Below are 26,008 nucleotides of genomic sequence, written 5' to 3' on the forward strand. Positions count from 1 at the left end.
CGGTTATCCGGTGCCCGGTAATTCGTGGTGTCCGCCGAAGGCCTCGCGCATTGCCGAGAGGGTTTTGTCGGCGTAGCCCGATTCGCCGCGCGAGGCGAAGCGCTGGAACAGGGCGGCGGAGAGGACCGGGGCGGGTACCCCGATATCTACCGCGGCGTCCAGCGTCCAGCGGCCCTCGCCGGAATCGGAGACACGACCGCCGAAGGAGTCCAGGTTCGGATCGGCGTGCAGCTGGGCCGCGGTCAGATCCAACAGCCAGGACGCGACCACCGAACCACGCCGCCACACCTCGGTGACCTGCGCGATATCGATGTCGTAGCGGTAATACCCGGGGTTCTCCAGCGGCGTTTCCTCGGCGGAGTACTCGCTCGCTGCGCGGTTGCCGTAGTCGGCTTTGTGCAGGATGTTGAGGCCCTCGGCATAGGCGGCCATCACGCCGTACTCGATACCGTTGTGGACCATCTTCACGAAATGCCCGGCCCCCGCCGGACCGCAGTGCAGATACCCCTGTTCGGCCGGGCCCGGCTCACCTGTACGGCCGGGCGTGCGGGGCGCGGCCGCAACACCCGGCGCGATTGCTTGCAGCAGAGGCTCCACCCGCCGGAACGGTTCCGGTTCGCCGCCGACCATCAGGCAGAAACCGCGTTCGCGGCCGAAGACCCCGCCGGAGGTGCCGATATCGAGATAGTGGAGGCCGAGCGGATCGAGCTTCGCGGCGCGGGCGATATCGTCGTGATAGCGGCTGTTGCCGCCGTCGATCACGATATCGCCGGGTTCGAGCAACTCGGCCAGTTGATCGATGACCGCGCCGGTCGCCCCGGCAGGGATCATCACCCAGACCACGCGTGGGGTGTCCAGCATTGCGAGGAACTCCCGCAGATCGGTACTGCCGCGGAAACCGTCGCCCAATTCGGTGGAGAGGCCGGTGATCACCTCCGGATGGCGTTCGCAGCCCACCGCGGTATGGCCCGCAGCGACGATCCGCCGCACGATGTTTGCGCCCATCCGGCCGAGCCCGATCATGCCCAACTGCATCTCGCGTCCCCTTTTCCCTGGGTTGGAGGTCCGGATCGCAGGTCGTAGTCGATTGTGCCCGCCGCTGTCGCGAACTTCTGTGTGCGTAGGTGTAACGCTCTGCCGGCGGCGTCGATATACCGGTTGGCTCCGTGTATTCGCCTGACCCCCGACCCGGCGACTACACGGGGCCACTTTGCTGTCCGGACCGGTATCGCGCAGGCCGTGCAGGCCGGTGTGCGGTATCGCCCGGCTACTGTGCGGTGTCTCAATTGAGACACTGAACGGACCGCCCGATGGCACAGCTGTGATCGATCAGGCACTGAAGATTACAGTTCGGACAACTATCGTTGGCGAAGGCTCGCACCCGCGAGTCCCCGGACATATCGATTGGGGAGGACGGTTCGTGAGCGGCGAATCGAATACCGACCGCGGCGACAGACACGACCCCGGCCGACCACAACTGACGGGCAGCGGCCTCTCTCAGCCGCCGCATACCGGTCGTGACCAGCAGGCACAGCCGCCCGCACAACCGAATCCGGCGGAATCCGTCGCGCCCGGCTGGCGCGGCGGCAGCTCGTGGTTGAACCCGCCGACGGATGCGCCCGGCGCGGACGATCACGCCGCCTCCCCAGATTCAGTATCCGCGGGCTCGCCCGTCCAAACCTCCGGCTCCGCTCCGACCGTTTCCCGCCCGGCTGCCGCGCCGCTCGCGGCGGGGTATACCGGCCCGCAGCAGACCGGTGGCGTCGACCCGGCCGGACCGGATTTCGCGACCCGGCAGTTGCCGCGCACCGGCCCCAACCCGCCGCTGGACGCCTATGCCACCACCGGCCCCGATTCCGACGCTCCCACGGAAGTCTTCGATTCCTCCGCCCTCACGCAGCGCCTGGCCGGCGAGGAGGCCGCCTGGTCGGCCTACTCCGATGACACCGCCGCGACCGATGCCCTCGCCCAGAGCGGTTCGGTCCCCCCGATGCCACCCCGTTCACCGCAAGGCCGTCCGGGCGGGTCCGGCGGCAACGGCGGAGACGACGGCAACATGCGTTCGCTGTCCGGCCTCCGCGACCGGTTCCGCGGTTCCGCGACCGCTCGCCGCGTCCTCCTGGCCGCCGCCGTGGTGTTCGGTATCGCCCTGGTGGGCTATATCGCCGACCTGGTGATGACTTCCGGCAGCATCCCGCGTGGTGTGGAGGTCGCGGGGGTCGCGATCGGCGGAATGGACAAGGACCAGGCTCGCGCGAAGCTGCAGACCACACTCGACGCCCGCTCCGGCGAAGTGGTTCCGGTGAAGATCGCCGATGTGCAGACCGAGCTGGTCCCCAGCGCCGCCGGCCTCGGTGTGGACTGGGACGCCACCTGGGAGCGGGTGGGTGGCCAACCGCTCAATCCGGCGGCCCGGCTGCTGTCCTTCGTCGCCACCCGCGAGGTCACGGTGGCCAGCACGGTCGACGAGGCCGCGTTCGGACGCACTCTCGACGAACTGCGGGTCCACGATCAGCCGCCGGTCGAGGGCGGTATCGCCTTCGAGGGCACCCGGCCGGTCGCGGTCGATCCGGTGCCGGGCCGGATTCTGGACACGGCCGCGGCGCGGACCGTGCTCACCGATCAGTGGGCCACGGCGAACACCCTGGATCTGCCCGTTACGCCCGCGCCCCCCGCGGTCCGGCGCGACGCCATCGAAAAGGCGCTGCACGAGATCGCCGAGCCCGCGGTGAGCGCACCGGTGGTGTATTCGGGTAAGGGTAGTGGAACCGCGACTCTGAGCCCGGAGCAGATCGCCGCCATCGTGAAGTTCGTCCCGGACGGCCACGGCGGTCTGCGCGTCGAATTCGACCACAAGGTGGCGACGGATCTGCTCGCCCCGCAGCTGGCGCCGACCGAGGTGGAACCGAAGGATGCGACCTTCACCTTCTCCGGTGCGCCGACCGTGGTACCCGCCGTCGTCGGCGACAAGATCAACTGGCCGAAATCGCTGGAGCAATTGCCGGCGATGCTGGCCGCTGCCGGGCCGCAGCGCACCACCGCGGCGATCTACGAGCGGATCGAACCGAAGCTCACCACCCAGGCGGCGGAGTCGCTGGGGATTACCGAGGTGGTGGGTGAGTTCACCACCGGTGGTTTCTCCGGTCCCTCGGGGGTGAACATCCGCACCGTCGCGCAAGAGGTGAACGGCGCGGTCGTGAAACCGGGTGACACGTTCTCGCTGAACGGGCATACCGGCACCCGCGGCGCGGCCGAGGGGTATGTGGAATCCGGCATCATCGACCACGGCCGTCCCAGCACGGCAGTCGGTGGCGGGATCAGCCAGTTCGCCACGACTCTCTACAACGCCGCCTATTTCGCCGGGCTCGAGGACGCGGGCCACACCGAGCACAGCTACTACATCTCCCGCTACCCGGCCGCCCGCGAAGCGACCGTCTTCGACGGCGCCATCGACCTGCAGTTCCGCAACAACAGCCCGCACGGCGTGTACATCCAGGCGTTTGCGGACAGCTCCGCAGTGACGGTCCGTATCTGGGGTACCAAAACGGTGAACGTCGAGTCCATCACCGGTGACAAGTCCAAGCCGACCGAACCGGAAACCATCACCCTGCCCGAGGGCGACGACTGTATCCCCTCCACGGGAGCGCCCGGTTTCACGATCGCCGACACCCGGGTGATCACCGATATCAATACGGGCCGGGAGATTTCGCGGCACACCCGGACGGTCAAGTACGACCCGGTTCCCGAGGTGAAATGCGTTTCCCCGGACGACGAGAAGTCAGATGAGGAACAGCCCGAGGACACTCCCGCGCCGACGGCCGAGCCGAGTAGCGGCAACGAGGGCAGCCGGCCGACCAACCGGGCGGGCAACCGCTGAAGTCCCGGCCGGAAGCAGGTGATCGACTGCTGCCGGCCGGTGCCCGGTCGGCTTCCGCCTGTTGCCGCCGGGGGCATCCACCCGGAACGGTGGTCTCCTCGTCGGGCAGGTGAAACCGGTCCGGTCTCGGGAGAGATCGGGGATACGTCGCGGTGTGCGGACTGTGTCGGCAGTGCCACCGACTGTGTCCGCTACCGCGGGACTCATCGAGTGAAGCGTGACGGGTTAGCCTGAGCACCGCCTCTCCGCTTACCTGTCCGGCCTCTTATACGCATGCGGGTCGCGGTGTCCGACGATGGACTCGCTGCTCAGGGCACCGCGAGCCCGACCGCGCTCGCCCCGAGGCGGGGCTGCACAGGGGTGTTCCGATTCGCGTCTGCCCGGATTTCGGGCGCGGCAGACGGGACCGGTGAGAAACTACACTCGGGCTCTCCGGGCCCGATCGTGGAGCTCTGACGGCCTACAGCGGTGTACGCATCAACAGGACGTTGTACTGCCGGTGCACCGTGAGTAGGAAGTACAGATCGCTGCCCGTCTGGTAAGGGAAGATCATGGAGGCGTAGGCGGTGGGCAGGGAAGCCGCCTCCACCAGCACGCGCGGTGTGCTCCACGGGCCCTCCGGGGTGTCTGCGGTGCGCAGCACCACCGAGTTGTGCGGATCGGTCGTCAGCATCACGTATTTGCGCAGATGGTCGTTCCACTGCACCGACAATTCCGCGACACCGTCGACGATCGGCGTCGCGGCCGCCGGATCGTTCACCTTCCAGCCGCGCCCGTCCCAGTACTCGTAAGCGTCGATATTCGCGATATCCGCTTCGCGCACCCGGGAGATGTAGCCGGGATTGCCCCGGCCGGCAGCCGTGCCGTACCGGTACACGTACCCATCGGCCTTCACGAACGCGTTCTGCTGAAACCGTTCATGGCCGCCGCCGTTGGCCCGGCGGGTGGTGGGCAGCTGTGCCCAGGTCCGGCCGCCGTCGGCGGACGAGGCGAGGGTGGCGAAGTTGGTGGTCCACTTGCCGTGGTCGCCCCATTCCTTCACCGACATCATGCTCATGTACTGCACGCCGCCCACCGCGATCCCGGCGGTCGGGATCAGGCTGATCTCGATCCCCGGGATCTTCGGGCTCGGCAGCGGATTCGGGACTGCGCCGTCGAATATGATGCCCTGTGACGGGTCCTTGGTACGGCTGTGGAAGAGCACATTGCTGCTCCAGGCCCATGCGCTGCCGGCCAGCAAGTTGGGGATACCGAGCCCCGCGGAATCACCGAACGCCGTGATCATGGTCCCGGCTCCGTCGTCCCACATCACCCCGAGATCGGTGCCGAGCACGTTCACCCGTTCGGTTTTGTTGGGGCTGTCCATCCCGGTGACCTGGAAGACGGCCTGGGTTTCGCCCGGTAGCGGCGGCAGGCCGCGTGGCTGGCCGTTGATCCCCGGGATGGGGTTCACGTTGTTGGGGTCCGCTGCGGCCGGACCGGCCAGGACGAGCGCTGCGGTGGCGCCCACAATCCCGGCACGCACGAGTACGGACAGCGGGCGGCGAGTCATTCTCGGGTGTCCTCCTGCGGAACTGCGTGGTCTGCGGGCCATCTTGCCACGGTCGCGGTATCGGCGTGCCGGTCCGCGGTACCGAACCACCGCGGGATCCGGTCGAGCAACTCCTGCTGATCCGCTCCGGCCCAGGCGATATGCCCGTCGGGCCGCAGCAGGACGGCGGGCGCGTCCAGCTCCGCGCCGGGGTCGGCGATCCGGTCGATACGGTCCGCCCACCCGGCGACGGAGAGGCGGCCGGTCCGGTCGAGCAGCAGACCGCGGCCGCGGTGCATCAGTGCGTACAGGCGGCCCCCGGTCAATGCGATATCACGCATCCGCCGCCCCAGTGGCTCGTTGCCGCCGAAATCGTAACGTACATCGAGCGCGGTGATCTTGGCCAGCAGGTGGCGGGTGACTTCGGGGAAGTCCATCAGTTCCGAGAGCAGCCCGCGCACCGCCCGTGGCCCTGGCTCGGCGGAGAGCAGTTCCGATTGCGCCCGGGTATTCGCCAGGACGCCCGCGGCCACCGGGCGGCGTTCGGTCTCGTAACTGTCGAGCAGGTCGTCCGGCGCCCAGCCCGATAGCGCGGCCGCGAGTTTCCAGCCGAGATTGAACGCGTCTTGGACCCCGAGGTTGAGCCCCTGCCCGCCGAGTGGCGGATGGATATGTCCCGCGTCCCCGGCCAGCAGTACTCGCCCGACCCGATAGCGTTCGGCCAGCCGGGTGGCGTCACCGAATCGGGACAGCCGCCGCGGCGAATGCACCCCGAAATCGGTACCGGCGACAGCGCGTAGCTGCCGGGCGAAATCCGCGAGCGACGGCGGCACCGAGCGGTCGGCCGCCACCTCGGCCGCAGGTACCAGCACTCGGTAGCTACCGTCGCCGAGCGGCATGAGACCGAACCGGTGTTCTGTCCTGCGCACTTCGGACATCACGGTGGTGATGGTGTCCGGGGAGGCAGTCACCGCCATTTCGCCCAGCAGCGTATCTGTCGTGGACGGTTCCCCGGGAAAGCCGACATCGATCAGTTCGCGTACCGTGCTGCGCCCGCCGTCGCAGCCGATGAGGTAGCGCGCCCGCAGCCGGGTGCCGTCGGCGAGTTCGGCAGTGACCGCGTGTTCGTTCTGCTCCAGCCCGGTCAGTTCGCAGCCGCGCCGGATCTCGGCGCCCAGTTCCTGCGCGCGTTCGGTCAGCAGCCGGTCGGTGATCGGCTGGGGGATGCCGAGAATGTAGGGGTGGGCGGTATCGAGCCCGGCGGGTACGGCTTTGTCGATACCGGCGAAATGGCTGCGGAGCGGGTACTTCTGCCCGCGGGCGAGGAAACGCTCCAGTATCCCGCGCTGATCCAGGATTTCGATACTGCGCACGTGCAGGCCGGTCCCGCGGACGAACCCGGACGGCTGCGGATCCTTTTCCAGTACGACCACGCGCACACCGTGCAACCGCAGTTCGCCGGCCAGCATCGTTCCCGTGGGCCCGCCGCCGGTGATGATCACATCGAACATGAATCCCTCGAATTCCGTGGTTCCTGTCGCCGCCGCGCGAACCTGTTTCCGCAGGTAGCGGCGCTCCGGCCGGATATTCTGCGGCACCACCGGGGGCTTGCCGCAAGCCCCCCTGTGGGATATACGTTGAAGTGGGGAGGAATTCGGAACGGCTCTTCGGGCCGGTTCGGGTGTCTTCATCGGCTCATGGGCTTCGCCGGCCATCGGCGGCCGGCCGACTGTGGATAGCCCACACAGAACTGGCGGCCCGGATCATCCGGGCCGCCAGTGGGACAGCGATTGTTCAGCGGATCAGAACGCCGCCTCGTCCAGCTCCATGATGTCGTTGTCCAGGTTCGACAGAATGGTGCGGGTGGCGGTGAGCTCCGGCAGGATATTGCGGGCGAAGAACTGTGCCACGCCGACCTTGCCCTGGTAGAAGGCCTGGTCGGCACCTTCCGCTCCGGCATCCAGCGCGGCACCGGCGATCTCGGCCTGCCGCAGCAGCTGCCAGCCGATCAGCAGATCGCCGACCGAGAGCAGGAAACGCACCGAACCCAGGCCGACCTTGTACAGCTCATCGGTCTGCTCCTGGGCGCCCATCAGGTGCCCGGTGAGCGTGGCAGCCATGGCCTGCACATCCTCGAGCGCGGTCGCCAGCAGCTTGCGCTCGGCCTTGAGCCGGCCGTTGCCCGCCTCGGAGTCGATGAATTTCTGGACCTGTCCGGCCACATGCCCCAGCGCGACTCCGCGGTCGCGGGCGATCTTGCGGAAGAAGAAGTCCTGCGCCTGGATGGCGGTGGTGCCCTCGTACAGCGAGTCGATCTTGGCGTCGCGGATGTACTGCTCGATCGGGTAGTCCTGCAGGAAGCCGGATCCGCCGAGAGTCTGCAGCGATTCGGTGAGGTACTGGTAGGCGCGCTCGGAACCCACACCCTTCACGATCGGCAACAGCAGGTCGTTGACCCGGGCGGCGAGATCGGCGTCGGCACCGGAGACGGCCGCGGCGACATCGGCATCCTGGTGGGCTGCGGTGTACAGGTACACCGCGCGCAGGCCCTCCGCGTACGCCTTCTGGGTGGCCAGGCTGCGTCGCACGTCCGGGTGGTGGGTGATGGTGACCCGCGGCGCCGCCTTATCCGACATCTCGGTCAGGTCGGCACCCTGTACGCGCTGCTTGGCGTAGTCGAGCGCGTTCAGGTAACCGGTGGACAGGGTCGCGATGGCTTTGGTTCCCACCATCATCCGCGCATGTTCGATGACCTCGAACATCTGTGCGATACCCTTGTGCACCTCGCCCACGAGCCAGCCCTTGGCCGGGATGCCGTGGCCGCCGAAGGTGACCTCGCAGGTGGCCGAAACCTTCAGGCCCATCTTGTGCTCGACATTGGTGACGAATACGCCGTTGCGGTCGCCCAGTTCGCCGGTTTCGTGGTCGAAGTGGAACTTCGGTACGAAGAACAGCGACAGGCCCTTGGTGCCCGGGCCGGCGCCCTCGGGACGGGCGAGCACCAGATGCATGATGTTCGGGAAGAGATCGTCGGAGTCGGCCGAGGTGATGAAGCGTTTCACGCCCTCGATATGCCAGGAGCCGTCCTCCTGCTGAACGGCCTTCGTGCGGCCCGCGCCCACATCGGAGCCGGCGTCGGGCTCGGTGAGCACCATGGTAGCGCCCCAGCCCTGTTCGACGGCGATCTTGGCCCACTTCTTCTGCTCTTCGGTGGCGTTGTTGTAGAAGATATTCGCGAAACCGGGGCCGGCGGCGTACATGAAGGCCGCGGGCTGCGCACCGAGGATCAGTTCGGCGATGGCCCAGTAGGCGGCGCGGGGGACGTCGATACCGCCCAGTTCGGGGTCGACGGAGAAGGTATCCCAGCCGCCCTCCTGCAGGGTCCGGTAGCTCTTCTTGAACGACTCGGGGAGGCTCACCGTATGGGTTTCCGGGTCGAAGACCGGCGGGTTGCGGTCGGCGTCGGCAAAGGATTCACCCAGCGGGCCCTCGGCCAGGCGACGCACTTCGTTGAGCATCTCCTTGACGGTGTCCGCGTCCAGGTCGCCGTAGGCACCGGACTCCAGGATCTTGTCCAGACCGAGCACCTCGAAGAGGTTGAACTCCAGGTCGCGGACGTTGCTCTTGTAATGACCCATTGTGATACTCACTCTCCGTTGAGTCGGGTGCGGTCGGTGTGGTTAGCCGTTCCCGCCCGTTGTTGCCACCGGGTAGCTGCCGGCACACGGCAGGCTACTCGCGGGTAACTTAAAAGCTATATTACCGACGGGTAAGGCGGTCGGCAAAGCTTCTCGCGTCAATGTGACGCGGTAAACAACCCAAGGGTGCTGTGACCTGCGAAAACAACCGGCTGTGGACCGCTTCAGGTGATATTGCGCCGTGTGCCTGGTCCGCGGTGCAACCACTGGGCCCCGCGCTTCGACGGCCGCCTGACATCCGGATAAACCCGCCTTCACCAGGTATTTCTATTGGCGTGCCGGTGTCGCGACCCGTCGGCGCGCAGAGTGCGTGCGGCCGCGCTGTACTCGGTTCCGTAGTAGTTAGGGTGAGTTGTGCGGATCGAAACGAGCGCCGGGCCCGCCGAGGCCGAGATCGACTACCCGAACGACCCCGCCTTTCTGCTGGTATTCACCCATGGCGCCGGTGGCGGTGTGGACAGCCGGGACATCTTGACGGTGCGTGATACGGCGCTGGCCGCGGGCGGCGTGGTGGCTCGCGTACTGCAGCCCTACCGGGTGGCCGGCCGCCGTGCCCCCGGTAAACCGGAACCGCAGGACAGATCATGGATCGAACTGGTCACCGCCCTGCGGTCGGACCTCGGACCCGATCTGCCGTTGGTGCAGGGTGGCCGCAGTAACGGGGCGCGGGTCGCCTGCCGCACCGCCGGCGCACTCGGCGCACGCGGCATCGTGGCAGTGTCCTTCCCGCTGCATCCGCCCGGAAAACCGGAGAAATCCCGCCGCGAGGAACTGCTGGCCGCCGCGCCCGTCGAGGTGGTGGTGGTCAACGGCGGCAGTGATCCGTTCGGCATCCCGGACCCGGCGGACGTGGCGGAGGTCCGAGTCGTCCCCGGTCAACCGCATTCCTTCGCCCGAGGTTTCGAGACGATCGCCGAAACCCTTGCGCCTTGGTTCCGGCGCTGGCGCCGCTGAGTGATGGATATCAGGACAGTTACTGTCCAGGCAACCGCCCAGCCGGCCGCACCACTGCTGGTCGATCTTGCCACCGTGAGAGGCCCCGGCCTGGACAGGGCCGGTCCGAGCGCCGGCGTATCGGTCAGCGGTGCCGTGTTACCCGACCGGCTTGGTAGCGACCACAAGGGCGTCGATCGCCTCGCCCGCTTCGGTCGGCCGCAGGACCTGCTGAGCTGTGTCGATCTGCAGGCCGCTGTCCTCGCCCAGGTCGGCTATCACATCGTCGGGCGTGAACAGGATCTCCGGATCCTGCGGACCTCCGTACCCCCGTTCCGGATTCGCGCTGTCGTGCCCGAGCACCAGCAGCATCCCGCCGGGGGTGAGCAGTTGCGCCGCCCGCCGGACCATCTCGCGCCGCTGTCCGGCCGGTAGGTGCAGGAACACCATCAGGACCAGTTCGTACGGCCCGCCGATATCCACACCCGGTTCGGTGAGATCGGCGCACTGCCAGGTGATCCGCTCCCGGATCGACCGGGTCAGCCGCGTCGCCACCGTACGACCCTTATCGATGCCGACCTGGGAGAAATCCACCGCGTGCACCTGCCAGCCGTGGGTCGCCAGCCACAGCGCGTTGCGGCCCTCCCCGCTGGCCAGATCCAGTGCGCGCGGGAATTCGGGAACCATGCCGTCCGGGCCGGGTATGCGCGGGATGCGCCGGTCCAGTCCGTGCACGAACTCCACCACCGTGGTGTTCGGCGGTGCGCCCCACACCAGTTCGCTCTGCACATATCGCGCATCCCACTCGGCCGCGTCCATACGGGCCAGTGTATGGACGCGGTGTCCGGTTGGGACCGCTTCGGCGTCGGATATCACCCGCCGGCGGGGTCGGGCAGCCAATGCACCGGGGAAGTTTCGCGGATATGGACGAGTACGTCGAACGCCGCCGCCGGCGAACTCACCGCCAACCGCGCCGCCGCATCCGCGGCCGGGTCGTACACGCCGCTGATCACCCGCATCTGCGCCGGTGCCGCCCGCCATCTCCGGATCTCCGGTGGTGCGTCGTCGCGCAGGTCGACGAAATAGGCGGGTAGGTCGACGGTGCCCAGATCGGCGTCGATGAGCTCCGGGGCGGGGACGGGCGCGATTACCTTGCCCAGATCGCCGTGATGGAAACCGATCGCCACCGAGAGGTAGCCGGTGCCGAAATATGCGCGCAGCCCGCTGCCTTCCCCATGGAACCGGGTCTCGGCCGGACCGAGGCCGATCTCGATACCGGCGGTGTGGGCGATCCCGTCCCAGTACACGATCCGCGCACCGGTGGTGCGATGGTGGTCGATGATCGTCCGGGCCGGTTGTGGGTCGTCACCGGCGAAGCCGCCGCGACCGGCCACGCTGTTCTCGTGGAAGCTCACGATCAGCCGGGCGCGATCGAGTGCTGTCGAATACGCTGCGGCGGCCTCGGGGCCGGCCGGCTGGGGCAGCGAGTGCAGGAGCGTGAGCGCGGCGCGGGCGTCCTCGGCGAACGGGCGGCCGGGGTGGATGCCCTGGTGGCGCTGGACGTGCTCGTCGATCCGGTGCGCACTGCGGATCGGAGTGAGATGCGCAGCGAGTTCTTCGGCGCGGTCGGGAGCCCATCGGCGGGCGTAGGCGAGCACTTCGTCGTAGTCGGCCGGTTCGGCGTCCGCCGGCCGGATCCCGAACACACCGACTCGATCGTCGGGGTGGTCGATGTTGTAGGCGCGCAGCCATTCGAGCGTCGTGACGGTTTCGGCCGTGCGCAGGGGGCGCCAGGCGTCGGCGAGCGCGGTGTGCGGATCGCCGACGCCGGCGCGTACGTAGGCGTCGAGCCTGGCACCGGAACGGGCACTGTCCTGGATGGCGAGCGCGCGGAATCCGTGCTCGGTGATCAGGGTGCGCAGGATCCGGTCCCGGATCCCGTAGGTCTGGCGGGAGAAGCGGGTGGATTCGCCGAGGCCGACCACGGTGGCCGCGGCCAGGTGGTCGGTCAGCGTCCGCAGATCCGGACCGGTATCGGCGGCGTCGGTTCCGTGGACGGGCCGCGCGTTATCGCGCAGCCACCGGTGCACCGCGTCGGCGGTATCGGTGGATGTCGAGGTCGTGGTCACGCCAGGCTCCTGGTGGCTCGTCGGAGTGTCGTGACCAGCCTTGTACCTGAACCTTTGTTCAGGTCAAGCGCGGTCAGAGGCGAGTGCGCATCAGTACCACGTTGTATTGGTTGTGGACGGTGGTGAGGAAGTACAGATCGCTGCCGGTCTGATACGGGAAGATCGACGGCGCGTACGCGGTCGGCAGTTCTCGCGCGTCGATCAGCACCCGGGGCGGGCTCCACGGGCCCTGCGGGGCGGGCGCGGTGCGCATCACCACCGAATTGAACGGGTCGGTGGTCAGCGAAACATATTGACCCAGATGTTCGTTCCACATGACCGACAATTCGCCGACCCCGTGCATGATCGGTTTCGCGGCATTCACATCGCCGTGCTTCCAGCTGCCGCCGTCCCAGTATTCGTAGGCGCCCAGATTCTGGATATCCGCCTCGCGGACCCGGGATATGTATGCGGCATTGTCGCGACCGGACGCGGTGCCGTAAACATAAACGTAGCCACCGTCTTTCGCGAAGGCATTCATCTGGAAATTGCGGTTGGCGCCTTCGTTGGGCCGGCGGGTGAATGTCAGATCGGCCCAGGTTTCGCCATTGTCGGCGGACGCGGCGAGTCCGGAGTAATTGGTTGTCCATTCGCCGGGGGTATCCCATGTCTTCACCGACATCAGGCTCATGTACTGCACACCGTTCACCGAGATACCGGCGGTCGGAATGCGGCTGATCTCCAGGAACGGAATCTTCGGGCTGGGGATCAGATCACGGGCCTGACCGAAGACATCGCGGACCACACTGTCGAAGTAGATACCGTGGCGAGGGTCGCGGGTATGGCTGCGGACCAGCACATTGCTGCGCCAGGCCCACATACTTCCGGACAGCAGGTTGGGGAATCCGACGCCGGCGGTATCGCCGAACGCGGTGAGCATTTCACCGTGCCCGTTGTCCCACATGATGCCCAGATCGGTGCCGAGCATGTTGTAGGTGTGGGTGCCGTTCGGGCTGGCCATACCGGTGACCTGGAAAACGGCCCGGGTGGCCCCGTGTAGTTGCGGGAGCCCATTGGTGCCGTTCAGTACCGGTATGGGATTGATGGCGTTGGGATTCGCCGTGGCCGGTGCGATGGCCGCGAGCATTGCGGCCGATGCGCCCGCCAGCAGAGACATAACTATGGATCCGGTTCTTTTCAAGTCCGTCGGACCTCCGGGTTGTGTCGAGAATCGCCGCGGATAAACGTGGGCATCTCGGGATCTGTTACACGGCTCATTTCGACTGGCTGGCAGATCGCGGTCATGTTAGCAGTGGATATGGGCTGATCAGAGGCTTTGTGCGGCGGTTCTGTGCTGGTGTCACACGGGTCGGCGGGGTTGTTGCTGAATTGTCACCAGCGGTGAGTCCGCGGAATCACTGCTCCACAGCGCCGTAGACCACTCCATGGTCTAATCGAGAAGTTAACCGCGCATATCGGCGGTTTACTTCAGTGAGGAAGCGGAGGACGTATGCTGCCAGCCGGAATGGACCCGCGCACACCGGTGCTCGTCGGAGCCGGACAGATCGTGCATCGGTCCGGTGAACCAGGTCTGCCCGGGGCGGTCGAATTGGCGGCGGAATCGCTGCGCCGGGCCGGTGCGGACAGCGGAACCGGCGATGCGCTGCTGCGATCGGCCGATGTGGTGGCCGCCGTCGCCACGGTCAGCGGCTCCTACCCGAACCTCGCCGCCACGGTGGCCGCCCAGATCGGCGCCACCCCGAAACGGACCTTGCAATCGGCACCCGCCGGCGGCGACGCCCCCCAGCGGCTGCTCAACCTGCTGGGCCGGCAGATCACCGACGGTAAATGCGATATCGCGCTGATCTGCGGCGCCGAATCGGTGGCTTCGCTCAACAAGGCCAAGAAAACCGGTGTGGACCCCGGCTGGCCCGAACAGCACGAGAACGCCGTCCCCGACGAGATCATCGGCGCCACCGACGCCCCCGGCTCGGCGATGGAAACCGCGGCCGGGCTGTGGGGACCGATCTATATGTACGCGCTGATGGAATCGGCGATGCGCAACCGGCTCGGTCTCGATCAGGAGACCCATCGCGCGCGGATAGGTGGGCTGTGGTCGCGGTTCTCCGAGGTCGCGGCCCGGAACCCGTACGCCTGGATGCCGGCGCAACGGACCGCCGCCGAACTCGTCACCACCGGGCCCGGCAACCGGATGGTGTCCACCCCGTACCCGAAACTGCTGATGGCGAACCTGACCGTCGACCAAGGCGCGGGCCTCATTCTGTGCAGCGCCGCGGCGGCGGACGCGGCCGGGGTCCCCCGGGAACGGTGGGTGTTCCCGCACGGCGGCGCCACTGCCACCGATACTTGGTTCGTCTCCGAACGCACCGATATGGCGGCGTCCCCGGCGATCGCGGCGGCCGGCCGGGCCGCGCTGTCGGGCGCGGGGGTCGGTATCGACGATATCGCCCATATCGACCTGTATTCCTGCTTCCCGGTGGCCGTTCAGGTGGGTGCCGCCGCGCTGGGCCTGCCGATCGACGATCCCGCGCGACCGCTCACGGTCACCGGCGGTCTCACCTTCGGGGGCGGTCCGGGCAACAACTACAGCACGCACGGCATCGCCACCATGGCCGGGATTCTGCGCGACAATCCGGGCGACTACGGGCTCACCACCGCGCTCGGCTGGTACATCACCAAACACGGGGTGGGCGTGTATTCGGCGAAACCGCCGGCCGAACCGTTCCGTCCGGTGGAGGCCGAAGTCCCGGTGGCGCGGCGCGATACGGCCCCCGGCTATACGGGTCCGGCGGTCATCGAGGCGTACACGGTCCCGCACCGCAAGGGCGAGGCGGGCGACGAAGCCGAAGCCGTGGTGGTCAGTGCGCTGAACCCCGCCGGGGCACGCATACTTGTCCGGGCGACGGACAGCGAAACCGTTGCCGCCTGCACCATCGGCGACCGGTTGGGCGCTGCCATCGAGATCACCGCCGCCGACCGTTTCATTCTGCGCAGCGAGAGGACAGTCTGATGACCGACACCGTGCTCCTGGACCGGTGTGATGCGATCACCGTGCTCACCGTCAACCGGCCCGCGGCGCGTAACGCCATCGACCTGGCGGCGGCGAAGGCGATCGAGGCCGCGATCGACGAATTCGAGGCCGACGATACCGCGCGGGTACTCGTGTTCACCGGGGCCGAAGGAACCTTCAGTGCCGGAATGGACCTGATCGGGATGACCCGCGGGGAATTCCCGGTGACCGAACACCGCGGCCCGCTCGGTATCACTGCGAAACCGCCGGCCAAGCCGATGATCTCGGCCGTGGAGGGGTTCGCACTGGCCGGTGGTTTCGAACTGGCCCTTTCCGGTGACCTCATCGTCGCCGCCCGGGATGCGAAATTCGGTATCCCCGAGGTGAAACGCGGTCTCGTGGCGGCCGCCGGCGGCGTTATGCGCCTGACTCAGCGCCTGCCGCGCAGTATCGCGGCCGAACTGGCGTTGACCGGTGGCCGGATCAGCGCCGAACGGCTGCATCAGCTGGGACTGGTCAACCGGGTGACCGAACCCGGCGAGGCGCTGGAGGTCGCGCTGGAGTTGGCGGGCGAGATCGCGGCCGCGGCTCCGCTGGCGGTGGCGGCCAGTAAGCGGATCATCGACGAGTCTCCGGATTGGAGTGTTGCCGAGGGGTTCGCGAAGCAGGGTGAACTGGCTCTTCCCGCGATCACTTCCAAGGACGCGGCCGAAGGGGCGCTCGCATTCGCGCAGAAACGCGATCCGGTTTGGCAGGGGCACTGAGGTCACCGCGGGCCGGGCGGAACCCCCCGCGGGGCGGCCGGGAGTGCTCCGGTAGTCGACGCAAGACCGGCAACCGGTGCGGGACCGGCCGAACCGTTGCCGGTGCCCACTGTGCACGGATTCGGCGCGGCCGCGAACGCCCGGGCGCACGCGGCTGCGAGGTCTTCGGCCGCGCCGGCCGGCGGCGTGGGACTACACCTGCTATCCGGGTAGTTGATCGAGTATTACGCGGGCGCAGGTGGCGGGATCGTCGTAGAACGGCGTATGCCCGCTGCCTTCCAGGGTGAGGTGGCGGGCGTGCGGCAGCACGTCTCGGGCGCGGCGGCTCTGGGTCTTGTAGGTGAGCAGGATGTCGCGGTTACCCCAGGCGACGGTCACCGGAAGATCGGCCAGCGCTGCGGGATCCGCGAGTTCCGCCTCGGTGAACGAGTCCAGCGCGGGTGAGAAACCCAGCGATTTCACCGCGCCCTCGGCGGTATCCAGGGCGGTCTGCGTATCAACCGCCCAGGGCTTACCGAAAACCAGGCTCAGGAACACGGTGCGCCCGGCCGGTGTGCCGAGCACCTTCGGCATCGCCGGGCCGAGGAGGCGGCCGAGTTTCTTGGACTGCCCCAGCGATTGCTGGCACCACACGCGGCCGGGGGTATCCCAGAAGAAGATCGGCGAGAAGGCTGTCACCGAGCGCGCCAGGCCGCGGGCGCCCAGGTTCAGCGAGATCCCGCCGCCCATCGAATTACCCGCGAGATGCGGCCGGTCGAGGCCCTGGGCGGCCAGAAAATCGGCGAGGGCGTCGGTGAGCGTATCGACGGTGGTGCGGGGTAGCGGTGCGGAACCGCCGAAACCGGGCAGATCGACAGCGATCACGTCGAAATGTCCGGCGAGGGTGCCGATGATCGGTTCCCATACCTGCCACCGGCTCCCCACACCGTGGACCAGGACGAGGGGTTCACCGCTGCCTTCGCGATGGTGCTCGAGATCAGTCATGCCCAGCTCTCCGATCGGATCCGAACTGCCGAATCACACTAACAGCAGGCAGGGGACATCAGTTCGGTTCGTGTCCGTATGGCTCGATGTCGCGCGATGTGAGCCTTCTCGAATTATCGGCTTCCGAGTTGCGGCCCGAGTGTGACTGCGACTACACACATGCGTGGGCGTCACGCGGACGGCCGTGGGACGATCCCCGATCACCGCGGCGTCCAGGTGATACATCTGAGAGAGGAACCCGGTGCGGAAGACCCTTTTTGCCGCGACCCTAGTCATTCTGCCGCTGTTGGCGGCCTGCGGTAGCGATACCGAATCCGCGCCCGCGCTCACCGAGGCGGACCTGTCGAAAGCCCTGCAGGAGACGGGTTTCAAGGACCCGGCCTTCGCCGACTGCGCTGCCAAGATATATCTGGCGGAGGGCATTTCCCAAGAAGGCCTGCAAAAAATGATCAGCGGCGAGTCCGATGCCCAGACGGCGGATCCGGAGACCATGGGCCTGGGGCCGGAGGACAAGCCCAAGGCCGATTCGGCGACTGCCAAGATCATCGATGAATGCCTCGGGGTGTCGCAGTAGGCGGTACCGGTAGCGAACGCGGATTGGGCATCGTCGGTCGTGCCGTAGCAGGCGACCTGTGTCCACCGCCGCGAGCCGGGTCGTCGCGCTGTCACTCGGCGGGGCGATGATTGCCGGGGCCGCTCCTACGACGCGGTTCGCGGATCAGCCGTGTCGGAGAGATGTCGGCTCGAGCGGAACTGCTCGAGTCCGGTGACGCGGAGCAATTCGAGGGCCCCGGCAGTACCGGTCGCCGGTGCGGCGGAGTAGACGAGGACGGTCTGGTCGGCCTCGGGTTCGTGCAGCACGTCGCAGTCCAGGGTGAGAACGCCCAGTTCCGGGTGGGTGACCTCGGTGGTTCGGCTGCGCAGTCGGCCGGAACGGCCGGCTTGCCAGAGTTCCTCGAACCGCGCGCTTCCGGCCCGTAACTCGGCGATGAGACGTACCAGACCTGCGTCCCGCGGGTACTTGGCGTGGGCGGTACGCAGACAGCCGACGCAGTCGGCGGCGCCGACGCCGGAGTCCTCCGCCGTCCGGACACCGTCTGCGCCGACGCCGAGGAATCGTTGCCACAACAGATTGCGCTGTGCCGGTGGCAACCGCGAGAAGTCACCGAAAAGGGCAGCTGCGAGCGGATTCCAGGCCAATACATCGGATTTGGCGGATAGTACGACGGCAGGCAGATCCGGGACACGGTCCAGCAGCCGCAGCACGCTCGGGCGCACCAGCATGGATATACCCCCGGCGGGCGGCGGTTCCGATCCCGCGAGCCGGAATACCAGATCGCGGTCGGCGTCGGAAAGCCGCAACGCGCGGACCAAGGCGCCCAGCACCTGGTCGGACGGTTTGGGACCACGACCCTGCTCGAGCCGGACGATGTAGTCGACGCTGAGCCCGGCCAAGTGCGCGACTTCCTCGCGTCGCAGACCGGGCACCTGCCGCCGGAAGCCGGCCGCCAAACCCACGTCGGCAGGGCGGAGGCGGGAGCGCGCGGTCTTCAACACGGTGGCCAATTCGGCTCTGTCCACCACCTCATTCTGCCGCCACCGCGGTCGCGGCGGGTGGGACCGGCAGTCCTACGCGTGATCGTCCCTGGTGGTGGCGGGGTCGGGCTGGTGAGACTACGAACCGTGACGACATCGACAATTGCCTTGGTGACCGGGGCGAACAAGGGCCTGGGCCGTGAGACCGTACGACGTCTGGCCGACCTGGGATGGCAGGTGTTCGCGGCGGCGCGCGATACCGCGCGTGGTAGCGAGGCGGTTGCCGAGCTGGCCGCCGAAGGGCGGCAGGTCCGGTTCGTCGCGCTGGACGTGACTTCGGACGAGTCCGTCGCCGCGGCTGCCCGCCTGATCCGAGAGCAGGCGGGCAGGCTCGACGTATTGGTCAACAACGCCGGTATCGCGGACTGGGGGACCCCGCCGGCCGAAACCTCGCCCGACGAGCTGGGAGAAGTATTCGATACCAATGTTTTCGGGCCGGTTCGGGTAACCCGTGCCCTCCTGCCGCTACTGCGTGCAGGCTTGTCCCCACGCATCGTGATGGTCTCCAGTGGTATGGGATCGGTTGCCACCCTGACCGATCCCCGCTGGAAAGACCACGTGAATCCGACACTCGGTTACCCTGCAAGCAAAGCCGCGCTGAATATGCTCACTGCCGTATACGCGAGCGCGTTGCCGGACATCCGGGTGAACGCGGTGGATCCCGGCTACACCGCGACAGACCTGAACGGTCATACCGGTCCTCAATCCCTCGCCGAGGGTACGGACGCGATCGTGCGTCTGGCGACGATCGCCACGGACGGGCCCACCGGTGGATTCTTCGACCGCAACGGAAGAATCGCGTGGTGAAGGCCGGCGCGGTTGCCGCAGCAGTGGTGCTCGTCTGCCTGGCTCTGTTCACGATCACATCCGAATCGGAGGACACGATGAACCAGCAGAACGTGAACGCCTCGACCGTGCTGTCGATCGGCCTGCATCCCAGCGCCTTGGACTACAGCCGTTACCCCGGACTCGACGAAGCCACCCTCACCGCACGAATCGATGCCGCCGAAGCCGCGCTGCGGGCGGCCGGGTTCGATATCGTCTCGTGTCGGCTGCCTGCCGAACCCGATGCGGCGGCGGACGAACTGCGTCGATGTGCCTCACTTGGGGAATTTCGAGTCGCAATGATAGGAGCCGGCATTCGCATGGCCCCGGAACACACTCTGCTGTTCGAACGGCTGGTCAATACTCTCGGCGATATCGCTCCAGGTATCCGCTTCTGCTTCAACACCTCACCCGAAACCACCATCGAGGCTCTCCGCCGTTGGGTGTGATCCGCCGATCGGTATCAGGCGCGGCCTACCCACGTTCGAACGCAATCGGTGGGTGCGGCCTCGGCCGGCGATTGTGGGCACGCCCGGTACCCGTCGGCCCGGCCGCCGTCGACGCGCGCCCTACGGGAATCGGGGGCGGTGCCGTACGGCCCGGTTCCGATCGTCCCGATCCCAACCGTGGACGCGAACCCACTCGAATGCTGGACTGATCGCACAGAACCGACAAGCCCGGTAGCGGCCGGGGGCAGGAGGCGCCGACGTGACAGTGACCGTGGTGGTCGGCAATCCGAAACCCGCATCCCGCATCTTGCCGTCGGGTGTGGCGCTCGCTCTCGCACCCGATCTACTGCTCAAACCGGTGTTGGTGGAGCCGGGAGCAACCACCGCCCTTCCCGGCCCCTACCTGTCCGACCGGACCTTCGGCGCCGACGGTGTACTGACCGGCCACGCCGAACGCCGGCGCCGAGAAGCGCAGGCGTTGTCCACCGTGTCTCCTGCGAAACAAGAGGTCGAGTCGTGAACGAGCTTGTCGAAACCCCCGCCGACGGCACCGGCCTGCGTCGTGCGTTCGCCAACTTCCCCAGCGGGGTGGTGGCTGTCTGTGCCCGTGTCGACGGCAAACCGGACGGTCTCGCCGTGAGTACCTTCGTCCCGGTCTCGCTGGACCCGCCACTGGTGTCGTTCTGCATCCAGAACACCTCCGCCACCTGGACCCGCCTCGTCCACGCGGGCCACCTCGGCCTGAGCCTCCTCGGCACCGACCAGCAGGCCGCCGCCCGCTCACTGGCCTCCCGCAACGGCAACCGCTTCAGCGGCCTGGACCTGCACGACGGCACGGGTGAATCTGTGTTCATCGACGGCGCCTCGGTCTGGATCGAAGGCACCCCCGAAGCACATGTCCCCGCGGGCGACCACACGGTGGTGATCCTGCGCGTCCACCGTCTCGCGATCCACCCCGGTCGTGAACCTCTGGTCTTCCACGGCTCCCGCTTCCGCCTCCTGCGCGCAGGCTGAGGCCGGCGATTCCGGATGCTCGCCGAGCCCGCCGGCCGGCTGTTTCCCAGGCTTTGCCGCATCGGCGAGGGCCACCTGAGCCCGTCGCATACTTCTGCCTCTGGTGGATGGACACGAGGAAGGCGCAGATACGGCTGATCCCCGCCGAACCACGCTTCCGTCGCGAAGACTTCGACACTTGGCGCCGCACCAACGTCCCTACCGGCGACCATGGGATTCTCGAACACTTCCGATTCGACCGATGAGCCCGTGCCTGCAGCAGGTACAGGCAATTTTGGACGACAGCCGGTTGACCGGCAGGATTCGTCTCGGCGGCGGAAAGCAGGTCGGGTAGGGGCCCGGATAGGCGGCCAACCGCCGGGGCTCGCCCGCGAGTGTGCAGACGAGCCCCAGGGTGCACCGGATTACCGGCCGAACGGGAGTGTTCAGATATCGCCGAAGGCTGCCGCGTAGCGGATGACGCCACCGGGCAGGGGCTCGGCGTCCAGGCTCAACACCATCAGCGCGTCGTCAGGGACGGACGTCTTCATGGTGACGCCGTGGGTGCTGGCGCGGGTGAACCCGAAACGGGGATAGTACTCCGGATGTCCGAGGACGGTGACGAAATGTTCACCCCTTGCCTCGGCGGCCTCGAAAGACGCACGGATAGCGGCCGATCCGACGCCGGTTCTCTGGTACTGCGGCAGGACCGCGCACGGTCCCAGGCACAGTGCCGGGGTGTCACCGATGTGTGCGCGGGTCAGCAGTACATAGCCCACGAGGGCGCCGGTGCCGTCGAAAGTGACCAGCGACAGTCCGTCGATCCAGGCGGGGTCCTGGCGCAGCGCTTCGACGAGGTCGGCCTCCTCGGCGGTGTCGAACGCGGCGAGGTTGATCTCGCGGATCGCGGCGATATCGGCGCTGGTCTCGGCGCGAGTGGTCCAATCGGTACGAGGATTCATAATGGTTTTCTTCCTGTGGTCAATGATGTTGCCGGCCATGACATCCGGTGCCGCGGGGCGCCGCCGGGGTTGCCCGCGGGCGGGAGTGGGCACGCCGGTGTCAGCGCTGGCGTTCACGGAATCGGTAGGTCGCACGCAGATCCCGCGTGATGGCCTTGACGGTCTTGCTGCGTTTTCCGCTCTGGCGGGCGTCACCGCGGGTGGCCGCCCACTGGCTTTCCCGCATCAGTTTGCGGTACCGATCGAGCCGCGCCAGGTCCAACTCGCCGGTCACGATCGCGTCCTGAACCGCGCACCCGGGTTCGCTGCGGTGTTGGCAGTCGCCGAACGCGCAGTTGCGGGCAAAGGCCTCTATCTCGGCGAACACCTGCCCGACCCCGTCGGCGACATCCTGAACGCCGATACCCCGCAGGCCCGGAGTATCGATGAGCACCCCACCGGCGGGCAACGCCAACAACTCGCGATGCACGGTAGTGTGACGGCCCTTGCCGTCGACGGCACGAACCTCCTTGGTGCCCATGTGTTCTCGACCCAGCAAAGCGTTGGCCAGACTCGATTTGCCGGCGCCGGACGGCCCCAGCAGGACCGCCGTCCCGGTGACGGTCGCGGCCAGCCGATCGAGGCCCGCACCGGTAGCGGCGCTGGTAGTGAGGATGTCGACGCCGGGAGCCAGCGCGGCCACCACGGCCTCGTCGGTACCGGGCAGCTCGGCCAGATCGGCCTTGGTCAACACGATGACCGGCCTGGCGCCGCTGTCGAAAGCCAGCGCCAGCAACCGCTCGATGCGGCCCGCGTTGACCGGTGCCGCCAGCGAGACCGCGATGACGACGGTGTCGACGTTGGCCGCGAGCACTTGCTGGTGGGAGGTGCGGTCCGAGGACGCGCGAGTGATCGCGGTACGGCGAGGCAGCAATGCCACCACTGCGGGTTCGGGTCCTGGGCGTAGCGCGGCCCAGTCGCCCGTGCACACCATGTGTGCACGGTCTGCGCCGTTGAGTGCACTGCTATCGGCGCGAACCGGCCCCGAGGCGGTGAGGGTGTCACATCGGCCGCGGTCGACCCGCACGATACGGGCCGGTATCGACCCGGCAGCGGCGTGTTCGGCGAACATCGCCGCGAAGTTCTCGTCCCAGCCGAGTGCGGACAGCTCTCGTGAAGACGATGAAGAAGTCGATGAATGGTGAGGTGAATGCATGATGAGACCCTTGGATGAAGGAGCCCCGTTCGAACACGAAAACCACCGGCGCCATCCCCGCGAGCGCAGCTCGCAGTGATTACCGGCAATGGGTATCGGGTCTAGACCGGGGCCCGGGACGTGAGGATTGTCCGGGTGCTGCGCACGGCGGCGGTCTTCACCGCAAACATCAACTCACCTCCCATTCTCTCGCACTCCAGGTCGAACATGGACGGCTCAAACTAGCATGCGGCCAACGATCCCCGCCAGCAGATTGTGAACGCCTTCATACCGGAGGAGACCGCTACGGCCACGGCGCGCGAACGGGCCCGATCCGTTCGCGACCGTGGCGGGCCGATGATCTGTCGCGCTTGGGCGCGGCAATTTCGTGAGGTCCGTACCGGGGAGTGGTGGCAGGTGTGTGGCACGGCGGCGCTTTGGAATCCGGCCGGAATCGCAGTCCAGCTCTGAGGAGGTGGACTGCATGGGGTGAGTATCTCGCGCGGATAGGGGAGGTGATCGTGGAGCCGGTGACGGGAATCGAACCCGCGCCGTCTGCTTGGGAAGCAAGGGAATGGCCGGGTGAGCTGGCGTTACGGCTTGGAATCCGTGTGCGCGGGATACCTGGATTGACCGCTGCTGACCGAGGGATCTGGCACGTTCGTGGCACGCGATGCAGGCCGGTGAGTGAGTTTGTTGTCGTGAGGCATGTCGCCCCGGCCGTCTCGCTGATCGACCTGTCGGTCATGGGCTTGTCGAACAGTCAGGCAGCGACGCAGAAGACACACGAAGAGCAGGTAAGCGGTCCTGAGCTAGATGCTCTTCCGAGTCTGGCAAACTTGTCCCGATGTCGAGCGGAAGGTTATACAGCTAGCATGGCGAAGCCGATTGCAATCTCAGTGTTCTCGGGGGCGATGGGACTTGACCTGGGACTGGAGCAAGCGGGCTTCGATCTGCGTTTTGCGGCCGACAACATGCCCGCCGCTGTGCAGACTATCCGCGAAAATCGCCCTTACCTCCCAGCCTTCGATGGAGATGTAGCCCAGCTCACAGGGAAGGCCATCCTTGAGCGAGCAGGCCTTAACGGGGAACAGATTGACCTCTTGGCTGGCGGCCCCCCATGTCAAAGCTTCAGTACAGCCGGGAAGCGCCGTGGGCTCGACGACGCAGAGAAAGGGCCTCTCGTATTCGAATTCGTTCGCCTCGTCGACGAGATCAAGCCGACAGCATTCGTAATGGAGAATGTCAAAGGTCTATTGTCGGCTTCAATTAAGTGGCGACAACTGCCGTACAACAATAATGGAAAAGTTGTCGATGAATTACACGGGTCTCTACTGCGCGAGCTGTTACGAAAGTTTCGCGATGTGGGGTACAGTGTGGATTTTTGCGAAGTAAACGCAGCCGACTATGGAGTGCCGCAGACTCGTCAACGCGTTTTTCTAATCGGTTACCGAGATCAACGGCCCGTTACCTTCCCGAAACCTACCCACTCCAGCGCCGGAGGGATTCGAGTTCCCAAGTGGAATACCCTTGGAACGGCATTAAAAGGATTGAGCGACGACACGTCTGAGTGCGCGATATTCAGCGAGCGTAAGCTCAAGTACCTTCGCATGATCCCAGAAGGGGGAAACTGGCGAGATCTTCCGCTCGAAATCCAACAAGAGTCGATGGGGCGAGCGTTCTTCGCCAAGGGAGGCCGTACAGGATACTGGCGTAGACTCTCTTTCTCGGCACCCTCGCCCACGATCTTGACAGAGCCACATAATGCAAGTACCTCGCTATGCCATCCTACGGAAGACCGTCCCTTGACGGTACGAGAATGTGCTCGCGTGCAAACCTTTCCGGATGAGTGGAACTTCGCAGGTAAGCGCGCTGACCAATACAGGCTTGTAGGAAATGCTGTGCCAGTTGCTCTCGGTAAGGCCATGGGGGAGCATATACAGGAGGAGCTGTATATGCTCCCAACACCTACAACCGCAGAGGCCAGCTAACGGTTGATCCTTCGGAATAGCCTGGTGTAGTCGAGACGGCCCGCGCTATCCCCAATTTCATGTTGAGCAGCGTTCGTTAGCGACCGGATAAGCTCTGGAACTAAAGTATCCATAACCTCTTCGCGGAATTCTGCGCATAGCAAGGCGCATACCTCACCAACATAGACATCGAAGTCCTTTTTTCCGTTTCCAACCCTCTCCCAGAACTCCCGACTGGCTAGGGAGATATATTCCTGACCGGGCACCTTGGTTGTGGTCGCCTTGCCGTAACACGGGGCGAAGAACCCCACGAACTCTACATCCTCCTCCAAGTATTTTTCTCGAACGTTTCTGATAGTGTTGGAAAGATTCTTCCTGGAGCTCATCGGCATACAGTCCCAGCTCATCTTGATCTGATAACCGTAAACCTCGCCGTTTGGCCCGGGTGACTCCAGATCGAAGTCATCGGTGTACCTTGGCGTTCGACCACCAGGAAAACAGATCATAGCGATAGTCTCAAGGAGGTGCCCCACCGCTTCCTCCTCTGATGCATATAATGCACTTTGGACCTGCAAAGCCGCCCAGTCTTCGACAGTCTTCGCCGCGCGAATCCTGAGCAAGAATGGGTTTGTTCGCTTGAGTCGCTCAGCCACTCGAAGGTTGGAAAATCGCTCACGCATGCGGTCGATGTAAAGTCGTTTGGATTCATAGACTAAATGTTCCGCTTGATCTTGAGTTATTTCGAGGAGTTCCCTCACTTTTGCTACAGGATCTACTTCCTGCGTATGCTCAGTTTCGGGCAGAGACCCAAGCTCGCGCTGAACAAGCTGTGCCACATCGGATTCGGGGTTCTCACCAATCATCCCAATATCTGATCATGCCCTGGATGTGGCGAATCGGGCGCGGTGGTCAAGTCGGCTGACGAGAACCGCTACCGGCGCAGCCGGCCCTCCATGGCGCAGCTGATCGATATGGAGAGCCACCGGGCGAGGAACATTAGGCTTCTTCCACATGCGCAGCTCAGTATGCCTTCGACGGCCATGGAAGCCGGCTGATTCGCGGAGTGTGCCGCCAAGGATCCGGGCTTAGACACGCAGCCTCCCACGACCTGGT

Annotated in this window: 22 protein-coding genes; 10 read left to right on the top strand and 12 right to left on the bottom strand. The window is 66.3% G+C overall.

What is annotated here, in order from left to right:
* Nucleotides 1-3: 3 nt before the first annotated feature.
* Nucleotides 4-1,035, bottom strand: coding sequence for a phosphogluconate dehydrogenase (NAD(+)-dependent, decarboxylating) (gene gnd, locus NFL01S_RS26565; protein ID WP_062979044.1), 1,032 nt, complete (start codon nucleotides 1,033-1,035; stop codon nucleotides 4-6).
* A 385-nt stretch (nucleotides 1,036-1,420) separates the two neighbouring features.
* Here gnd and NFL01S_RS26570 point away from each other — a divergent pair, with 385 nt between their 5' ends.
* Nucleotides 1,421-3,877, top strand: a complete 2,457-nt coding sequence (locus NFL01S_RS26570; protein ID WP_245670897.1) for a VanW family protein — start codon at nucleotides 1,421-1,423, stop codon at nucleotides 3,875-3,877.
* A 460-nt stretch (nucleotides 3,878-4,337) separates the two neighbouring features.
* On the opposite strand, the gene NFL01S_RS26575 is transcribed toward NFL01S_RS26570, so the two are convergent.
* The 3 genes from NFL01S_RS26575 to NFL01S_RS26585 form a co-directional block, all read right to left on the bottom strand.
* Entirely contained in the window at nucleotides 4,338-5,429 is a 1,092-nt protein-coding gene (locus tag NFL01S_RS26575) for a glycoside hydrolase family 183 protein (RefSeq protein ID WP_174555728.1), read from the bottom strand.
* Nucleotides 5,426-6,919, bottom strand: a complete 1,494-nt coding sequence (gene rox / locus NFL01S_RS26580; RefSeq protein ID WP_084493287.1) for a rifampin monooxygenase — start codon at nucleotides 6,917-6,919, stop codon at nucleotides 5,426-5,428. The genes NFL01S_RS26575 and rox overlap by 4 nt, the downstream gene beginning before the upstream one ends.
* Nucleotides 6,920-7,210: 291 nt before the next feature.
* Nucleotides 7,211-9,046 (bottom strand): acyl-CoA dehydrogenase, encoded by a 1,836-nt coding sequence (locus tag NFL01S_RS26585; protein ID WP_062979046.1) that lies wholly within the window; start codon nucleotides 9,044-9,046, stop codon nucleotides 7,211-7,213.
* 414 nt (nucleotides 9,047-9,460) lie between these two features.
* On the opposite strand from NFL01S_RS26585, the gene NFL01S_RS26590 reads away from it, so the two are divergent.
* The gene (locus NFL01S_RS26590) at nucleotides 9,461-10,060 is read left to right on the top strand and encodes an alpha/beta hydrolase family protein (protein ID WP_062979047.1); all 600 of its coding nucleotides are present in this window, start codon (nucleotides 9,461-9,463) and stop codon (nucleotides 10,058-10,060) included.
* Nucleotides 10,061-10,198: 138 nt separating this feature from the next.
* Here NFL01S_RS26590 and NFL01S_RS26595 read toward each other — a convergent pair whose 3' ends face one another.
* The 3 genes from NFL01S_RS26595 to NFL01S_RS26605 all read right to left on the bottom strand — a co-directional run bounded on the left by NFL01S_RS26595 (nucleotide 10,199) and on the right by NFL01S_RS26605 (nucleotide 13,324).
* Nucleotides 10,199-10,858, bottom strand: a complete 660-nt coding sequence (locus tag NFL01S_RS26595) for a class I SAM-dependent methyltransferase (RefSeq protein ID WP_062979070.1) — start codon at nucleotides 10,856-10,858, stop codon at nucleotides 10,199-10,201.
* 53 nt (nucleotides 10,859-10,911) lie between these two features.
* Nucleotides 10,912-12,168, bottom strand: a complete 1,257-nt coding sequence (locus NFL01S_RS26600; protein WP_062979048.1) for an erythromycin esterase family protein — start codon at nucleotides 12,166-12,168, stop codon at nucleotides 10,912-10,914.
* 73 nt (nucleotides 12,169-12,241) lie between these two features.
* Nucleotides 12,242-13,324 (bottom strand): glycoside hydrolase family 183 protein, encoded by a 1,083-nt coding sequence (locus tag NFL01S_RS26605; protein ID WP_084493277.1) that lies wholly within the window; start codon nucleotides 13,322-13,324, stop codon nucleotides 12,242-12,244.
* Nucleotides 13,325-13,657: 333 nt separating this feature from the next.
* On the opposite strand from NFL01S_RS26605, the gene NFL01S_RS26610 reads away from it, so the two are divergent.
* A complete protein-coding gene (locus NFL01S_RS26610; protein ID WP_062979050.1) occupies nucleotides 13,658-15,178 on the top strand; it encodes a TLP1 C-terminal extension domain-containing protein in 1,521 nt (506 codons plus the stop codon).
* On the top strand, nucleotides 15,178-15,942 hold the full coding sequence (locus tag NFL01S_RS26615; RefSeq protein ID WP_062979051.1) for a crotonase/enoyl-CoA hydratase family protein: 765 nt from the start codon (nucleotides 15,178-15,180) through the stop codon (nucleotides 15,940-15,942). The genes NFL01S_RS26610 and NFL01S_RS26615 overlap by 1 nt, the downstream gene beginning before the upstream one ends.
* A gap of 201 nt (nucleotides 15,943-16,143) precedes the next feature.
* Here the strand turns inward: NFL01S_RS26615 and NFL01S_RS26620 are convergent, their stop codons facing one another.
* On the bottom strand, nucleotides 16,144-16,926 hold the full coding sequence (locus NFL01S_RS26620) for an alpha/beta fold hydrolase (RefSeq protein ID WP_062979052.1): 783 nt from the start codon (nucleotides 16,924-16,926) through the stop codon (nucleotides 16,144-16,146).
* Between the two features lie 241 nt (nucleotides 16,927-17,167).
* Here NFL01S_RS26620 and NFL01S_RS26625 point away from each other — a divergent pair, with 241 nt between their 5' ends.
* A complete protein-coding gene (locus NFL01S_RS26625; RefSeq protein WP_062979053.1) occupies nucleotides 17,168-17,500 on the top strand; it encodes a hypothetical protein in 333 nt (110 codons plus the stop codon).
* A 125-nt stretch (nucleotides 17,501-17,625) separates the two neighbouring features.
* Here NFL01S_RS26625 and NFL01S_RS26630 read toward each other — a convergent pair whose 3' ends face one another.
* On the bottom strand, nucleotides 17,626-18,507 hold the full coding sequence (locus NFL01S_RS26630) for a helix-turn-helix transcriptional regulator (protein WP_062979071.1): 882 nt from the start codon (nucleotides 18,505-18,507) through the stop codon (nucleotides 17,626-17,628).
* Between the two features lie 102 nt (nucleotides 18,508-18,609).
* Between NFL01S_RS26630 and NFL01S_RS26635 the strand changes: the two genes are divergently transcribed.
* The 4 genes from NFL01S_RS26635 (at nucleotide 18,610) to NFL01S_RS26650 (ending at nucleotide 20,810) form a co-directional block, all read left to right on the top strand.
* Nucleotides 18,610-19,329, top strand: a complete 720-nt coding sequence (locus tag NFL01S_RS26635) for an SDR family oxidoreductase (RefSeq protein WP_245670898.1) — start codon at nucleotides 18,610-18,612, stop codon at nucleotides 19,327-19,329.
* Complete coding sequence (locus NFL01S_RS26640; protein WP_210745219.1) at nucleotides 19,326-19,796, top strand: hypothetical protein; 471 nt, start codon at nucleotides 19,326-19,328, stop codon at nucleotides 19,794-19,796. The genes NFL01S_RS26635 and NFL01S_RS26640 overlap by 4 nt, the downstream gene beginning before the upstream one ends.
* Nucleotides 19,797-20,055: 259 nt before the next feature.
* Entirely contained in the window at nucleotides 20,056-20,316 is a 261-nt protein-coding gene (locus NFL01S_RS26645) for a hypothetical protein (RefSeq protein ID WP_063916050.1), read from the top strand.
* Nucleotides 20,313-20,810 (top strand): flavin reductase family protein, encoded by a 498-nt coding sequence (locus NFL01S_RS26650; RefSeq protein WP_062979056.1) that lies wholly within the window; start codon nucleotides 20,313-20,315, stop codon nucleotides 20,808-20,810. Before NFL01S_RS26645 ends, NFL01S_RS26650 begins: the two co-directional genes overlap by 4 nt.
* Before the next feature lie 425 nt (nucleotides 20,811-21,235).
* Here NFL01S_RS26650 and NFL01S_RS26655 read toward each other — a convergent pair whose 3' ends face one another.
* Both NFL01S_RS26655 and rsgA read right to left on the bottom strand, forming a co-directional pair.
* A complete protein-coding gene (locus NFL01S_RS26655) occupies nucleotides 21,236-21,751 on the bottom strand; it encodes a GNAT family N-acetyltransferase (protein WP_157116963.1) in 516 nt (171 codons plus the stop codon).
* Between the two features lie 100 nt (nucleotides 21,752-21,851).
* Nucleotides 21,852-22,946, bottom strand: coding sequence for a ribosome small subunit-dependent GTPase A (gene rsgA / locus NFL01S_RS26660; protein WP_062979057.1), 1,095 nt, complete (start codon nucleotides 22,944-22,946; stop codon nucleotides 21,852-21,854).
* Nucleotides 22,947-23,608: 662 nt separating this feature from the next.
* Here rsgA and NFL01S_RS34800 point away from each other — a divergent pair.
* The gene (locus NFL01S_RS34800) at nucleotides 23,609-24,916 is read left to right on the top strand and encodes a DNA cytosine methyltransferase (protein WP_157116965.1); all 1,308 of its coding nucleotides are present in this window, start codon (nucleotides 23,609-23,611) and stop codon (nucleotides 24,914-24,916) included.
* Here the strand turns inward: NFL01S_RS34800 and NFL01S_RS26670 are convergent.
* Complete coding sequence (locus NFL01S_RS26670; RefSeq protein ID WP_084493280.1) at nucleotides 24,913-25,758, bottom strand: PmeII family type II restriction endonuclease; 846 nt, start codon at nucleotides 25,756-25,758, stop codon at nucleotides 24,913-24,915. The two genes, NFL01S_RS34800 and NFL01S_RS26670, sit on opposite strands and share 4 nt — an antisense overlap.
* Between the last annotated feature and the right edge of the window lie 250 nt (nucleotides 25,759-26,008).

The organism is Nocardia flavorosea NBRC 108225, from assembly GCF_001613385.1.
Taxonomy (GTDB): Bacteria; Actinomycetota; Actinomycetes; order Mycobacteriales; family Mycobacteriaceae; genus Nocardia; species Nocardia flavorosea.